The organism is Serratia marcescens subsp. marcescens ATCC 13880 (assembly GCF_017299535.1).
Lineage (GTDB): Bacteria > Pseudomonadota > Gammaproteobacteria > Enterobacterales > Enterobacteriaceae > Serratia > Serratia marcescens.
The window spans coordinates 859,060-873,257 of sequence record NZ_CP071238.1 but is presented as its reverse complement, the minus strand read 5'-3'; the positions used below and the strand labels follow the sequence as shown (position 1 = coordinate 873,257).

The 14,198-nt window shown below is 60.2% G+C and carries 12 protein-coding genes; 4 read left to right on the top strand and 8 right to left on the bottom strand.

The annotated features are described in order from the left end of the window. Positions 1-8: 8 nt before the first annotated feature. The 6 genes from chbG to J0F90_RS03975 all read right to left on the bottom strand — a co-directional run bounded on the left by chbG (position 9) and on the right by J0F90_RS03975 (position 6,214). Positions 9-770 (bottom strand): chitin disaccharide deacetylase, encoded by a 762-nt coding sequence (gene chbG / locus J0F90_RS04000; RefSeq protein ID WP_033641285.1) that lies wholly within the window; start codon positions 768-770, stop codon positions 9-11. Between the two features lie 148 nt (positions 771-918). Beyond that, positions 919-1,767, bottom strand: a complete 849-nt coding sequence (gene chbR / locus J0F90_RS03995) for a transcriptional regulator ChbR (protein ID WP_016929032.1) — start codon at positions 1,765-1,767, stop codon at positions 919-921. Between the two features lie 15 nt (positions 1,768-1,782). Continuing rightward, on the bottom strand, positions 1,783-3,168 hold the full coding sequence (locus J0F90_RS03990; RefSeq protein WP_033641284.1) for a glycoside hydrolase family 1 protein: 1,386 nt from the start codon (positions 3,166-3,168) through the stop codon (positions 1,783-1,785). A gap of 43 nt (positions 3,169-3,211) precedes the next feature. Then, positions 3,212-4,573, bottom strand: a complete 1,362-nt coding sequence (chbC, locus tag J0F90_RS03985) for a PTS N,N'-diacetylchitobiose transporter subunit IIC (RefSeq protein ID WP_016929034.1) — start codon at positions 4,571-4,573, stop codon at positions 3,212-3,214. 12 nt (positions 4,574-4,585) lie between these two features. Next, positions 4,586-4,903 carry a PTS sugar transporter subunit IIB gene (locus tag J0F90_RS03980; RefSeq protein WP_004932561.1) on the bottom strand — a complete coding sequence of 106 codons (318 nt, stop codon included), beginning with the start codon at positions 4,901-4,903 and terminating at the stop codon, positions 4,586-4,588. A 417-nt stretch (positions 4,904-5,320) separates the two neighbouring features. After that, positions 5,321-6,214 (bottom strand): LysR family transcriptional regulator, encoded by an 894-nt coding sequence (locus tag J0F90_RS03975; RefSeq protein WP_033641283.1) that lies wholly within the window; start codon positions 6,212-6,214, stop codon positions 5,321-5,323. A 169-nt stretch (positions 6,215-6,383) separates the two neighbouring features. Here J0F90_RS03975 and J0F90_RS03970 point away from each other — a divergent pair, with 169 nt between their 5' ends. The 4 genes from J0F90_RS03970 to mutS all read left to right on the top strand — a co-directional run bounded on the left by J0F90_RS03970 (position 6,384) and on the right by mutS (position 11,995). Then, positions 6,384-7,121: an SDR family NAD(P)-dependent oxidoreductase gene (locus J0F90_RS03970; protein WP_327280422.1), complete on the top strand. Its 738-nt coding sequence runs from the start codon at positions 6,384-6,386 to the stop codon at positions 7,119-7,121. 12 nt (positions 7,122-7,133) lie between these two features. Beyond that, the gene (locus J0F90_RS03965) at positions 7,134-8,105 is read left to right on the top strand and encodes an aldo/keto reductase (RefSeq protein ID WP_033641282.1); all 972 of its coding nucleotides are present in this window, start codon (positions 7,134-7,136) and stop codon (positions 8,103-8,105) included. A gap of 30 nt (positions 8,106-8,135) precedes the next feature. Further along, entirely contained in the window at positions 8,136-9,128 is a 993-nt protein-coding gene (locus tag J0F90_RS03960; RefSeq protein ID WP_033634216.1) for an NHL repeat-containing protein, read from the top strand. 311 nt (positions 9,129-9,439) lie between these two features. Further along, a complete protein-coding gene (gene mutS, locus J0F90_RS03955) occupies positions 9,440-11,995 on the top strand; it encodes a DNA mismatch repair protein MutS (RefSeq protein ID WP_004932577.1) in 2,556 nt (851 codons plus the stop codon). Between the two features lie 79 nt (positions 11,996-12,074). Here the strand turns inward: mutS and rpoS are convergent, their stop codons facing one another. Further along, positions 12,075-13,073 carry an RNA polymerase sigma factor RpoS gene (gene rpoS, locus J0F90_RS03950; RefSeq protein WP_004932578.1) on the bottom strand — a complete coding sequence of 333 codons (999 nt, stop codon included), beginning with the start codon at positions 13,071-13,073 and terminating at the stop codon, positions 12,075-12,077. A gap of 54 nt (positions 13,074-13,127) precedes the next feature. Beyond that, positions 13,128-14,126, bottom strand: coding sequence for a murein hydrolase activator NlpD (nlpD, locus tag J0F90_RS03945; RefSeq protein WP_015376692.1), 999 nt, complete (start codon positions 14,124-14,126; stop codon positions 13,128-13,130). Positions 14,127-14,198 lie beyond the last annotated feature (72 nt).

Genomic DNA, 14,198 nt, shown 5'->3' with positions numbered 1-14,198 from the left:
CGGCGGTGTTACAGATCCTGGAAGGAGCCCAACAGAAAACCGCGTTCGGCGATCGCCGCTTTCAGCGTCGGCGCGGTCAACACATCCAGCTCGACGAGGCGCGGGTGGCAGTATTTGCTCTGCAGGATCGTCGCGTCGAGGAACGCCGGGTGGCACATCATTTCCAATGACTCTGCGCCCTGCTCGTCGGCGCGCGCCAACCGCTGCAAGAACAAGGCTTCGGAAATCATTTCACCGTAGAATCCCGCGTCAAACGCGTCGGTGCTGCTGGGAGTCTGCAACGCCAGTTCGCGCCGTTTCGCCTCTTCGCGATCAAGACGCAGCGGCAGACCCTGCGCTTGCGCGAACGCCTCCACCAGCGGATAAATTTGCGGCTGCATATGCACATGGTGATGGCTGTCGATATGCGTCGGCGGGCGGCCGAACAGCGTCACAAACCGCGCGAACTGGCGCTGCAGCTCCTCGTGAATTTCGTCCAGCGACAGCTCGCCGGCCTCGGCGCGGCGCCACAGCCATTTGCCCAGTTCGCCATGTTCGTTGACCAACGAAGGCATGGCGCCCAGCGGCTTGCCATGGGTCAAAACGAAATGCAGCCCGATCGGCAACCCCGGATATTGCCGGCTGAGCGCCGCCGCGTGCTGCGCGCCGCTGCCGTTCACCATCGCCGTGGTGGAGGAAACGACGCCATGCTGATACGCCTCGATGACGCCATAGTTCTGCCCTTTGCTCAGGCCGAAATCGTCGGCATTTACGATCAGTAGTTTTTCCATAGAGGCTCCCGCGGGATAGATTTTTGGCAAGGGAAGGCCGACCGCTCGGCGCGGCATTCCCCCTCGTTAAGGTAAAAATCAAATGATTAACCGACCGGCGCCCTGAAGCTCATCGGCATATCGGCGTTGATACTGATCGGGAGCGGCCCTAAAGAGGGCCGTAACACTTTTTTCGGTAATTGCCCGGGGTCACGTCGGTGAGCCGCTTGAAGTTTTTAATGAACAGGCTGACGTCGCCATAGCCAGAATCGAAGGCGATATCGGAAACCGAATAGTTGGTGACCTCCAGTTGCGTCTTGGCGAAATTGATGCGGATCTCATTGATCACCTGCATCGGCGTTTTATGGTAGTAACGCCGCATCGCCCGGGTCAGGTACTCCTGGGTTTTCCCCGACAGCGCCACCATGTTCGCCAACGCCTTTTCGCCGAACATCGCCTTGTCATGCATGCCGGCCAGGGTGTTCTTCAGCCACTGCGGGATATCATCGCCGCCGTCGTTTTCTTCTTTATAATGTCGGATGCGGCTGATCACGTAGAAGGTCAATGTTTCGAGGAATTCGGCGAAGTCGTCCTCACGAAACTGCGGGGAACTCACCACCGATTCGATATAGGCCAAAAACTCGCTTCTCAGGCTGTAGGCCTGCGAGGCGACAAAGCAGCGCGGCAGCTGTTGCAAGTAATGCTCTTCAAAGAACGCTTTGCTGACCGCCACGTTGAAAATTTTCGTCGCGCCGAACTCGTAAAAGCTCTGGTGGTAGGAACCGATAGGGATAAAGACGAAATCCCCGCGTTCCAGCAGCACCCGCTTGCCGTTGATCTCCTGATAGCATTTGCCGCTCAGCACGATGGTGAACTCGTAATAGTCGTGCTGATGCAGCCCGGTGGCGCTTTCCACCTTGTTGTAGATGAACAGGTGAAAGTCTTTGCAGTTAAAGAAATCCTGCTCGCGAATCAGCTTCACGTCGTTGGCACTCAGCGAAATTCGGTTATCGGACACGGCGCCGGCCTCCCGTTAGTCAAATCCGTTGCGTCTGGCCGCCTCGGCAAACCAGTAACCGCTTTTTTTAATGGTGCGCCGCTGATCCGCCCGATCCAGCCGCACCAGCCCATAACGATTCTTGTAGGCGTTCAGCCAGGACCAGCAGTCGATAAAGGTCCACAGATGATAGCCTTTGCACTGCGAGCCTTCCGCCAGCGCGCGGTGCAGCCACTTCAGGTGCTCGCGAATAAAGTCGATGCGGTAATCGTCCTCCACCCGCCCATCGGCGCCGATAAACGCCTCTTCGCCCTCGACGCCCATGCCATTTTCCGAAATATAACAGGGCAGATTGCCGTAGTTCTCTTTCAGATCCATCAGGATGTCGTACAGCCCCTTCTCGTAGATCTCCCAGCCGCGGTGCGGATTGATTTTGCGGCCCGGCATTGCATAGTAACTGAACAAATCCTCCGGCGATGCGATCGGCCCCTCGGCGCGCCGTCCCGCTTTCGCCTGCACCCTGCGCGGCTGGTAATAGTTGACGCCAAGGATATCCACCACGCCGCCTTCGATCAGCTGCGCGTCCTGCGGTTCGCAGTAGGGCATCAGCCCATGTCGTTCCAACAGGTGCAGCAATGCGGCCGGGTAACGCCCTTTGGCGACCGGATCGAGGAAACTGCGGTTGAGCAGCAGATCGGCGTCGTGTGCGGCCTGCCGATCCTCCGGCGCGTCGGAGCGCGGATAGGTCGGGCTCAGATTTAGAATGATGCCGATGCTCCCCGGCAGCCCCCGCGCTCTGAAACGCCGCACCGCCATGGCGTGCGCCAGCACGCTGTGATACGCCACGGTGACCGCCCGTTTGAAGTCCACCACGCAAGGGTAGTGCAGGTCATTCAGGTAACCGGCTTCCACCGGCACGATCGGCTCGTTGAAGGTGAACCAGTGGGTGACCCGATCGCCAAACAGGCCGAAACAGGTATCGGCGTAACGCGCATAGGCTTCGACCACCGCCCGGCTTTCCCAACCGCCGCGCTGTTGCATGCACAGCGGCATATCGAAGTGATAGAGATTGATAAACGGGGTGATGCCCTGCGCCAGCAGCTCGTCGATCATCGCGTTATAGAACGCCACCGCCTGCGGGTTCACTTCACCGTCGCCGTCCGGGATCAGCCGCGACCACGAGATCGAGGTTCTGAAAGTATTATGGCCCAGCGTTTTGAGCAGCCCGATATCGGTGCGGAAATGGTCATAAAAGGTCGAGGCCTCGGTCGGCCCCACCCGTCCGTGAAAGCGCTCGGGCGCGATCTCGTACCAATAGTCGAAGATGTTGCGACTCTTGCCGTCCCGCGCGGCCGCCCCTTCAGACTGCGGCGCGGAGGTGGCGCTGCCCCACCAGAACCCGTCGGCAAATTGATATTCCATACTCGCGTCCCTCGCGGGGCGGCCGCACCGCCCCGTTCCACAGTTAGAATTTCAGCGCCTTGGCGATGTCTTCTTCGCTTTCCGTCGCCGCGTCGATCTGGCTCTGCGCCTTGTTGGAGATCGCCACGAACGGCAGATAGATCACGGTGGCGACCGCCAGGTTGAACAGGCTCAGCAACATGGCCATGATGCTGCCGTTGGTGTTGAAGAACGCCCCCAGGCCGACCGGCATGGTCCAGGGCGCGATGTTGGTGATCGGCGGGATCAGCCCGGAGTAGTAGGCCAGGGAGGTGATAATGGTCAGCACCGGCTGCACCAGAATGAACGGAATAAACATCACCGGGTTCATGATCACCGGCAAACCGAACAGAATCGGTTCGTTAATCTGGAAGATGCCGGATGGCGTCGCCAGTTTGGCGACCTGGCGGTAATCTTCGCGGCGCGAGGCGATGAAGATGGCGATGATCAAGCCCAGCGTCGAGCCGGTGCCGCCGAGGTAGATGTAGGAATCGACGAACGGTTTCGCCCACATGTGGAACTCTTTTCCGGCGGCTACCGCCGCTTCGACCGAACCGTATTTGTTGTACAGCTCCACGTTTTCCAGCGCGAACGGCGTCATGATGCCGCTGTCCAGCGCCGCCAGCGCCATGGAGCCGTGCACCCCAAAGAACCACAGCAGCGAGGAGAACAGCACGTACACCCAGCCCACCACGCTGCCCATCTTGGCCAGCGGCGCCGAAATGCCGTCCATGATGATCTGGTGAAAGTTGGTGCCCCAGTGCGCCAGCGCGAACGCCACAAGCCCCATGATGGAGAGGATGATGAAACCGGGGATCAGCGCCGAGAAGGAACGCGACACCGAGGCCGGCACGCTGTCCGGCAGGCTAATCACCCAGTTGCGCCGCACGATGAAGGCAAACATCTCGGCCACCGCCAGCCCGATCACCATACCGGAAATGATGTTGGCGCCGCCCAACCAGTTGGCCCCCACCGCATAGGCCTCGCCGACATTGAACGGCGTGACGGTCATAAAGGCCGCCACCGCCAGCAGCGCCGAAGCGAGCGGATCGACCTTGCGCTCTTCCGCCAACGCCATGCTGATAAAGAACGGCGTCATCAGGGACATGATCCCCAGCGTGCCGTTGTAAACGCTGCCGCCGATGCTCTTCAGACTATTCAGCGTCTCTATGGTAGAGGCATCTAACCTTACGCCCAGAGAATAGAAGAACGATCCTTCGCCGAAGCTCAGAAACACGTTGTTGATCAACACGAACATCGCCCCGGTCAAGGTCAGCGGCATCAGGCGGATAAAGCCATTCTTGATGGCGTTGACGTGGGGCTGCTTACCGATTTTTACGGCGAAAGGCAGGATAACCTTCTCGAGCGAGGCAATGAGGGTATTCACGGCGGCCTCCTGTTATTGATTGGCTTTCTTGATGGCGGCCACCGCGGCCTTCAGCACGCCCAGCCCATCGACCTTGCCGTACAGCAGCGGATCGATGACCTCAACGGGTTTATTGGGCAGCTGTTTTTGCACTTCCGGCAAGGTGTAGGCGATCTGCGGCCCCAGCAGGATCAGATCCGCTTCAACGCCCTTCTCTGCGGCCAACGCTTCCGGATAGGCGGCGATGATCACCGGCACTTCATATTTTTCGGCCTGCGCCTTCATTTTTGATACCAACAGGGAAGTGGACATACCGGCAGAACAAAACAGATAGATTTTTTTCTTTTCCATACCAAGCACCTCAGATAATCAAAAAAACCCCGTGTTATTTGTATGCCAGATGCAATCACGATTGCTTCACGCACATTCCTTATGAAAATTTCCGTCACGTTGCCCTGGTTACGGACAGTATACGGAGCATGAAAAACGGATCGGTAAGCCAGGAGGAGACATAACCGTCTCTCATTGACCTGATGGATTGACCCCCTTCACATTTCGCACAAAAAAATAGTGTGACCAGGCTCTCAAATAACCGATAAAAACTCGGAATATTCGCAATAAATACTCAAATAGCAATTATAAACAGCAAGTTATGAACTCGCTGAGAATTTAAGGGGTTATTTGCGCCTGAACAAACGGCGAGGGAATAAAAATAGTTCAAGCTTGATTCGGCTGCTGCCAGCCGAACGCGAGAGCCGGTGAAGAGGATTAGGTGGGCAGACGCAGCAACTCGATCACCGTGCTCAGCGCCACGGAATGATTCCTGCGGTTAGGATAATAGAGGTAAAAACCGGTAAACGGCGCGCACCAGTCGGTCAACACCCGCCGCAGCCGCCCGCTCGCCAGGTGTTCTTCTACTTCTTGTTCGATGGCGAAAGCGATGCCGACGTGCGCCAGCGCCGCCTGCACCATCATCCTGCCGTCATCGAGTATCAACGGGCTGTTAACCGCCACGGAAAACCGCTGCTCGCCCTGCTGAAATGCCCATTTGTAGCGCTCGCCCGATGAGGCCTTACGCCAACCGATGCAGCGGTGCTGCAGCAAATCCTGCGGGTGCGTCGGCTCGCCGTGCCGTTGAAAATAATCCGGCGTGGCGACGATGGCGAAACGCAGATCCGGCGTCAGACGCACCGCGCGCATATCGTTGTGCAGATCCTCGCCGAGCCTAATGCCGGCGTCAAAGCCCTGCTCGACAATGTTGGCGAACCCCTCGTCCGCCACCACTTCCAGCGTAATGCCGGGGTACTCGCAGGCCAACCGCCCCAGATGCGGCACGATGGCGAGCTCGATGGCCGAACGCGGCGCGTTGATGCGCACCAGGCCTCGCGGCCCTGCGCGAAACGCATTCAGGCTCTCCAGCGCGGCGTCGATGTCGGTAAAAGCCGGCACCAACTGTGCCAGCAGATGCTCTCCGGCCTCCGTCGGCGAAACGTTGCGGGTGGTGCGATTCAGCAGGCGAATGCCCACCTGCGCTTCCAATTCGCGCAGGGTGTGGGTGAGCGTCGGCGGCGTCACGCCCAATCGGGCGGCGGCGCGGCGGAAGCTGCGTTCACTGGCGATAGCCACAAAGGCCGCCAGGCCGGACAGTTCAGGTTTTTTCATGCTATTGATATAAATTATCTAATAGTGAGATGAATTTTTAGCGGATAGTTATCCGTCATCTAACAACATAGCATTGCGATCGACCCCATTACCAGGTATCGATACGATGATTAATGCTACAGCTCCAACTCATGAAACGCCGCGCCGTCTGGCGGGCAAAGTCGTACTGGTGAGCGGCGGCGGCACCGGCATCGGCCGCGCCGCCGCGCTGGCCTATGCCCGCGAAGGCGCCAAAGTCGCGCTGGCCGGCCGACGCGCGGCGGAAATCGAAGCCACGGCGCGCGACATCGCGCTGGCCGGCGGCGACGCCCTGCCCATCGTGGCCGACGTCTCCGAGGAAGACGATATCCGCCAACTGATCGCCACGGTGACCGCCCATTACGGCCGGCTCGACGTCGCCTTCAACAACGCCGGCATCATCGGCAACTTCGCCCCCATCACCGAACAGAGCAGCGAGGATTTTGACCGGGTAATCGCCATTAACCTCAGAGGCGTCTGGCTGGCGATGAAATACGAGATTGAAACCTTTCTGGCTCAGCGCTCGGGCGGCGTGATCATCAACACCTCCTCCTGGCTGACCCACGGCGCGCTGGCCGGCTCATCCAGCTACTCCGCCAGCAAGGGCGCGCTCGATGCGATGATCCGCGCAGTGGCGCTCGAATACAGCGGCCAGGGCATCCGCGTCAACAACATCAACCCCGGCATCATCGACACGCCGATGGCGCGCAGCAGCGTGGCTGACAGCGCGGCCTTCGCGCCCTTTATCGCCCACACGCCCGCCGGCCGCCTGGGCGAATCGGAAGACATCGGCGATGTGGCGCTGTGGCTGGCGACGGACGAAGCCCGCTTCATCACCGGCCAAAGCCTGCTGGTGGACGGCGGTTACACCATCGCCGGCATGCGTTGAGGAGACGAGGCCATGAACTACGTTCGGCTTGGCGACAGTGGCCTGAAAGTGTCTCGCCTCTGCCTGGGTTGCATGACCTACGGCGATCCGGCCTGGCGGCCCTGGGTGCTGAAGGAAGACGAAGCACGCCCCTTTATCCGCGAGGCGCTGGAAGCGGGCATCAATTTTTTCGATACCGCCAACATTTACTCCGGCGGAGAAAGCGAGCGCATTCTCGGCCGCGCGCTGAAGGCGTTTGCCCGCCGTGAAGACGTGGTGATCGCTACCAAGGCCTATTTTCCAATTGACGCGCAGCCGAACAGCCGGGGGCTCTCGCGCAAGCACCTGCTGCACAGCGTCGATGCCTCCTTGCAGCGGCTGGGAACGGATTACCTCGATCTGTTCGTGCTGCACCGCTTCGACACCGAAACGCCGCTCGAAGAAACCGCCGACACCCTCGACGGCCTGGTGCGGGCGGGCAAAATCCGCTATCTCGGCGCCTCCTCGCTGCACGCCTGGCGCCTGATGAAAATGCTGGCCGTTCAACGTCAGCACCGCCTGGCGCCGTTTATTTCGCTGCAAAGCCAATACAACCTGGTGACGCGTGAAGATGAAGAGGAACTGATCCCGCTGTGCCTGGAGGAGGGGCTTGGTCTGACGCCCTGGTCGCCGCTGGCCCGCGGCGTGCTGGCCGGCTCCGGCAGCGGCGGCACGCTGCGCGCCGCCACCGACGAGCAGGCGCCCCGTTGGTACGGCGGCAGAAACGAGGTTGAACGCACCGTCGCGGCGGTCGCGGAGGTGGCGGCCGCGCGCGGCGTTCCACCGGCGCAAATCGCGCTGGCCTGGCTGTTGGCCAAACCCGGCGTGGCGTCGCCGCTGGTGGGCATGTCCAAGCCGCACCATCTGCAAGATGCGCTGGCGGCGCTCGAGCTCAGGCTATCACCGGAAGACGTGGCCGCGCTGGAGGCGCCAATGGCGCACGCTGCCCGCCCTGAGCGCTGGTAGCCCCCCTTTCCCCCATTCCCGGAGATAAACATGTCATACGCTGTTACCGCGCGAGCGGCGTTGCTCGCCCTCGCTGCCGCATTCACCCTTAGCGCTCCGGCGCAGGCCGCCGCCAGCGCAGACTGCACAGAAAGCAGCATGACGCTGCCGCCTGGCGCGCTTTACCCCAACGGCATCGCCCGCGCGACGGACGGTACGCTGTATGTCGGCCTGATCACCAGCGGCAACGTGCTGCGCAAGCGGCCGGGTCAAGCGTGGGAAACCTTTTTCCCCGGCGCCGACACGGTGTTCGCCTCAAACGCGCTACGGCTGGACGAACGGCGCGGGCTGCTGTGGGGCAATTCGCCGGACTTTCTCTCCGGCGGCAAAACGCGCGCCAACCGCATCTATGCGCTGAACGTCGCGGATGGCACGCTCAACCGCAGCCTGGCGCTGCCGGCGGGAGAAATGGGCAACGATATCGTGCTCGGCGCAGACGGTACGGTGTATGTGACGGAAACCCGCGGCGGCGGCATCCTGCGCCTGCGGCCAGGCGAAGCGGCATTCCGTACGCTATATCAGGATCCGCAACTAGCGGCCCCCAGCGGGCTGGGGGCCGCCGGGATCGTGCTGCTCGACGACCGGCTGATGGCAGTCGCCAATTTCGGCACAGGTAAGCTCTACACCCTCAGTTATAACGCTCCAAAGCCGCAGCTGACGGAAATGCGGCTGCCGCGCCTGATTGAAAACCCGGACGGGATGGGATTGGCGCCGGACGGCGCGCTGATTGTGCTGGAGAACGGGATCCAAAGCGGGCAGGGGCGGATCCTGCGGATCCCGTCTCCCAAGGCGGCAGGCACGCACCGGATTGAGGTCTTGCGCGAAGGCATGGAATCGCCGGTCAACCTCACTATCACTCCGCAAGGCTGCGCCTTCGTCAGCGAGTCGCGCATCCGCCACCGCCTGCTGCCCGGCCATGAAACCGAAGTGCCCGACAGTTTCCGCCTCTATCAACTGCCCTTGCCTCTCACCGCCGCAAAATAAACTCTACGCCGCCTCAACGGGCGGCGACACTTGCGTTGTTGCCCGCAGGCGAACGACAATCTCGCTTCGTTGCAAACCGGCCTTGCGCAGCACTTCCCATTTTTACCTGTGACAGCCGATTGCCCGCTGGGCTAGTATAAGCGTCTGTGCAAACCTCGGGTTTGAGCGCGCCATTTGGCGTTTTGATGATTTGATTTACGCCGCCCGCCAAGCGCTGAATGGGGCGACGCCTGCTGAAACAATGTGATAGCGAATGACGACAATGAAAATCACAGTTCCCTTTACATTCAATGGATTGGAAAAATAATCGCATGAATAGCACCGATAAACTCGATTCGCACACGCCGATGATGCAGCAGTACCTGCGCCTCAAGGCCCAGCATCCTGAAATCCTGCTGTTCTACCGCATGGGCGACTTCTACGAGCTATTTTACGACGACGCCAAGCGCGCTTCTCAACTGCTGGATATCTCGCTGACCAAACGCGGCGCCTCGGCGGGCGAGCCGATCCCGATGGCCGGCGTGCCGCACCACGCGGTGGAGAACTACCTGGCCAAGCTGGTGCAGCTCGGCGAATCCGTCGCCATCTGCGAGCAGATCGGCGATCCGGCCACCAGTAAAGGGCCGGTCGAGCGCAAAGTGGTGCGCATCGTCACCCCCGGCACCATCACCGACGAAGCGCTGCTGCAAGAGCGCCAGGACAACCTGCTGGCGGCGATCTGGCAGGACGCGCGCGGCTTCGGCTACGCTACGCTGGACGTTAGCTCCGGCCGCTTCCGCGTCGCCGAGCCGCAGGATCTGGAAACCATGGCCGCCGAGCTGCAGCGCACCAATCCGGCCGAGCTGCTCTATCCGGAAACCTTTGAACACATGGCGCTGATCGAACAGCGCCACGGCCTGCGCCGCCGCCCGCTGTGGGAATTCGAGCTGGAGACAGCGCGTCAGCAGCTCAACCTGCAGTTCGGCACCCGCGACTTGACCGGCTTCGGCGTCGAACAGGCGCACCAGGCGCTGCGCGCCGCCGGCTGCCTGCTGCAGTACGTCAAAGATACCCAACGCACTTCGCTGCCGCACATTCGCGGCATCACCATGGAACGCCAGCAGGACGGCATCATCATGGATGCCGCCACCCGCCGCAACCTGGAGCTGACGCAGAGCCTGTCCGGCGGCAGCGACAACACGCTGGCGGCGATCCTCGATCGTACGGTCACGCCGATGGGCAGCCGCATGCTGAAACGCTGGCTGCACATGCCAACCCGCGACATCAAGGTCCTGACTGCCCGCCAGCAGGCGATCGGCGCATTGCAGGAGCTGTTCGCGGATCTGCAGCCTTCGCTGCGTCAGGTAGGCGATCAGGAACGTATTTTGGCGCGTCTGGCGCTGCGCACCGCCCGGCCGCGAGATCTGGCGCGCATGCGCCATGCTTTCCAGCAACTGCCGGACATCCGCGCGCTGCTGCAGGATGTGAAAACGCCGCACGTGCAGCAGCTGCTGTCGCAGGTAGGCCAGTTCGACGAACTGCGCGAGCTGCTGGAACGCGCGGTCATTGAATCACCGCCGGTGCTGGTGCGCGATGGCGGCGTGATTGCCCCCGGTTACAACAGCGAACTGGACGAGTGGCGGGCACTGGCCGACGGCGCCAGCGACTATCTCGATCGGCTGGAGATCCGCGAGCGTGAAAAGTTGGGGCTGGATACGCTCAAGGTCGGCTTCAATGGCGTACACGGCTATTATATTCAGGTCAGCCGCGGTCAGAGCCACCTGGTGCCGATCCACTATGTACGCCGTCAGACGCTGAAAAACGCCGAGCGCTACATCATCCCGGAACTGAAAGAGTACGAAGACAAAGTGCTCACCTCCAAGGGTAAGGCGCTGGCGATCGAGAAAAGCCTGTACGACGAGCTATTCGATCTGCTGCTGCCGCACCTGGCGGAACTGCAACAAAGCGCCGCCGCGCTGGCCGAGCTGGACGTGCTGGCCAACCTGGCCGAGCGCGCCGATACCCTGAACTACGCTTGCCCGACCATGAGCGAGCAGCCGGGGATCCGCATTACCGAAGGCCGCCATCCGGTAGTGGAGCAGGTGCTGAGCGAGCCGTTTATCTCGAACCCGCTCACCCTGTCGCCGCAGCGCCGCATGCTGATCATAACCGGTCCGAACATGGGCGGTAAAAGCACCTATATGCGGCAAACGGCGCTGATTGTGCTGATGGCGCACATCGGCAGCTACGTGCCGGCCACCAAGGCCACCATCGGCCCGGTGGATCGCATCTTCACCCGCGTCGGCGCGGCGGACGATCTGGCTTCCGGCCGCTCCACCTTCATGGTGGAGATGACCGAAACCGCCAACATTCTGCACAACGCCACCGAGCACAGCCTGGTGTTGATGGATGAAATCGGCCGCGGCACCTCCACCTACGACGGCCTGTCGCTGGCCTGGGCCTGCGCCGAGAACCTGGCCAACCGCATCAAGGCGATGACGCTGTTCGCCACCCACTACTTCGAGCTGACGACCCTGCCGGAGAAAATGGAAGGCGTGGTCAACGTGCATCTGGATGCGCTTGAACACGGCGACACCATCGCCTTCATGCACAGCGTGCAAGACGGTGCCGCCAGCAAAAGCTATGGCCTGGCGGTCGCCGCGCTGGCCGGCGTGCCGCGCGACGTCATCAAACGCGCCCGTCAGAAACTGCGCGAGCTGGAGTCTATTTCCAGCCACACCGCATCGGGCAGCGTCGACGCCACCCAGATGACGCTGCTGCAGGAAGAGACCTCGCCGGCGGTAGAAGCCCTGGAGGCGCTGGATCCGGATTCCCTGTCGCCGCGACAGGCGCTGGAATGGATCTACCGGCTGAAAAATATGGTGTAGTCAGGCGCCAAACGCGGGCATAAAAAAACGGTGAGCATCATGCTCACCGTTTTTATTTGATGCGGTTCAACAACCGGCGTTATTCACGGAACAGCGCCTCAATGCTCAGGCCCTGCATCTGCAAAATCTCACGCAGACGGCGCAGACCTTCTACCTGAATCTGACGGACGCGCTCGCGCGTCAGGCCAATCTCCCGGCCTACGTCTTCCAGCGTCGCCGCTTCATAGCCCAACAGGCCGAAACGACGCGCCAACACTTCACGCTGTTTGGCGTTCAATTCGAACAGCCATTTGACGATGCTTTGCTTCATATCGTCATCTTGCGTGGTGTCTTCAGGCCCGTTGTCCTTCTCGTCGGCCAGAATGTCCAGCAGCGCTTTCTCCGAATCCCCGCCCAGCGGCGTATCCACCGAGGTGATACGCTCATTCAGGCGCAGCATGCGGCTGACGTCATCCACCGGCTTGTCGAGTTGCTCGGCAATTTCTTCAGCGCTCGGTTCATGATCCAGCTTGTGGGAAAGCTCGCGCGCGGTGCGCAGATAGACATTCAGTTCTTTGACGATATGGATAGGCAAACGAATGGTACGGGTTTGGTTCATGATCGCCCGTTCAATCGTCTGACGGATCCACCAGGTTGCATAAGTGGAGAAGCGGAAACCGCGTTCCGGGTCGAATTTTTCCACTGCGCGAATCAGACCGAGGTTACCCTCTTCGATCAGATCCAGCAGCGCCAGACCGCGGTTGCTGTAGCGGCGAGCGATTTTCACCACCAGCCGCAGGTTGCTTTCAATCATGCGGCGGCGGGACGGCACGTCACCGCGCAGAGCACGCCGCGCAAAATAGACTTCTTCCTCTGCGGTCAGCAGAGGTGAATAACCGATCTCACCCAGATAGAGCTGCGTCGCATCCAATACGCGTTGCGTAACGCCTTGAGACAACAGCTCTTCTTCCGCTAAATCGTTCTCGCTGGTCTCTTCTTCTACCAGCGCTTTTTCATCAAACGACTCGGCCTCAGCTCCATTCTCGTCGAAATCCGCATCATCATGTAACTCGTTAACTTTCAGCGTATTTTGGCTCATATGCTGCTCCTACCCGTGATACCGCGAGCAGAATCTCAGCGTATTCTGCCCAATCTATCGCTGCGGAAGATAACGCAGCGGGTTTACGGATTTCCCCTTGTAACGAATTTCAAAATGCAAACGTACTGAACTGGTACCGGTGCTACCCATGGTGGCTATTTTTTGACCCGCCTTCACTTCTTGTTGTTCCCGGACCAGCATTGTGTCGTTATGAGCGTAGGCGCTCAGGTAATCATCATTATGTTTGATGATGATTAGATTACCGTAACCCCGTAAAGCGTTGCCTGCATACACTACGCGGCCATCGGCGGTAGCGAAGATAGGCTGCCCACGGGAACCGGCGATATCGACACCCTTATTCCCACCTTCTGATGAGGAAAAGTTATCAATAACCTTACCGTCAGTCGGCCATCTCCAGGTACTGACCGGAGCGCTGTTGCTGACGGTGCTGCTCACAGGTGGAGCGGCTTCCGGCGCGGTAACAGGCGCAGTCGCGGTCCCAACCGCTGCGGCACCTGCTGCAGGTAACATCTTACCTACATTCTGTTTACCCGAGTTTTCAGAATACGCGTTAGTTGATTGAGAATCAACCGTTGCCGTCTGGATCTGGGAGCTGGAAGGTGGCTTCGGAACGCCGCCTTTGGTCGCGTCTGTCGTCGCCAACATGCCGCCGCCGCCGTTGGCAGAACCATTACCAAGCTGAATGGTTTGGCCAACATTCAGGCTGTATGGCTCGGGAATATTGTTGCGCTGCGCCAGGTCGCGGAAATCATTGCCGGTGATCCAGGCAATATAAAACAGCGTGTCGCCGCGCTTGACCGTATAAGTTTCGCCGCCGCTGTAGCTCCCTTTGGGGATGGCGTTATAACTGCGGTTATAGACAATGCGGCCCTCTGGGCTGGCCTGCTGCACTCCGCCATTATTATTGCCGGATGGAGCGGCACCGCCGCCCCCCACGCTGCTGATAGGAGCCGACGTCGAGGCCGTATTCGTACAACCCGCCAACCACAAACTTACCATCGTACACACCGCTACCCGGCGTAACGTAATCATTGGGCTTCCCGTGCTCATGCTTCCCCCATGACAGCAATATCAGTGATATATCCAAAATACCCTTTACATCGT

Bases quoted from the DNA above. Each gene is read 5' to 3' on its own strand.
- J0F90_RS03975 (WP_033641283.1), bottom strand. From the start codon at position 6,214: ATGAAAAAACCTGAACTGTCCGGCCTGGCGGCCTTTGTGGCTATCGCC.
- J0F90_RS03990 (WP_033641284.1), bottom strand. From the start codon at position 3,168: ATGGAATATCAATTTGCCGACGGGTTCTGGTGGGGCAGCGCCACCTCC.
- nlpD (WP_015376692.1), bottom strand. From the start codon at position 14,126: ATGATTACGTTACGCCGGGTAGCGGTGTGTACGATGGTAAGTTTGTGG.
- J0F90_RS03960 (WP_033634216.1), top strand. From the start codon at position 8,136: ATGTCATACGCTGTTACCGCGCGAGCGGCGTTGCTCGCCCTCGCTGCC.
- mutS (WP_004932577.1), top strand. From the start codon at position 9,440: ATGAATAGCACCGATAAACTCGATTCGCACACGCCGATGATGCAGCAG.
- J0F90_RS03965 (WP_033641282.1), top strand. From the start codon at position 7,134: ATGAACTACGTTCGGCTTGGCGACAGTGGCCTGAAAGTGTCTCGCCTC.
- rpoS (WP_004932578.1), bottom strand. From the start codon at position 13,073: ATGAGCCAAAATACGCTGAAAGTTAACGAGTTACATGATGATGCGGAT.
- J0F90_RS03980 (WP_004932561.1), bottom strand. From the start codon at position 4,903: ATGGAAAAGAAAAAAATCTATCTGTTTTGTTCTGCCGGTATGTCCACT.
- chbG (WP_033641285.1), bottom strand. From the start codon at position 770: ATGGAAAAACTACTGATCGTAAATGCCGACGATTTCGGCCTGAGCAAA.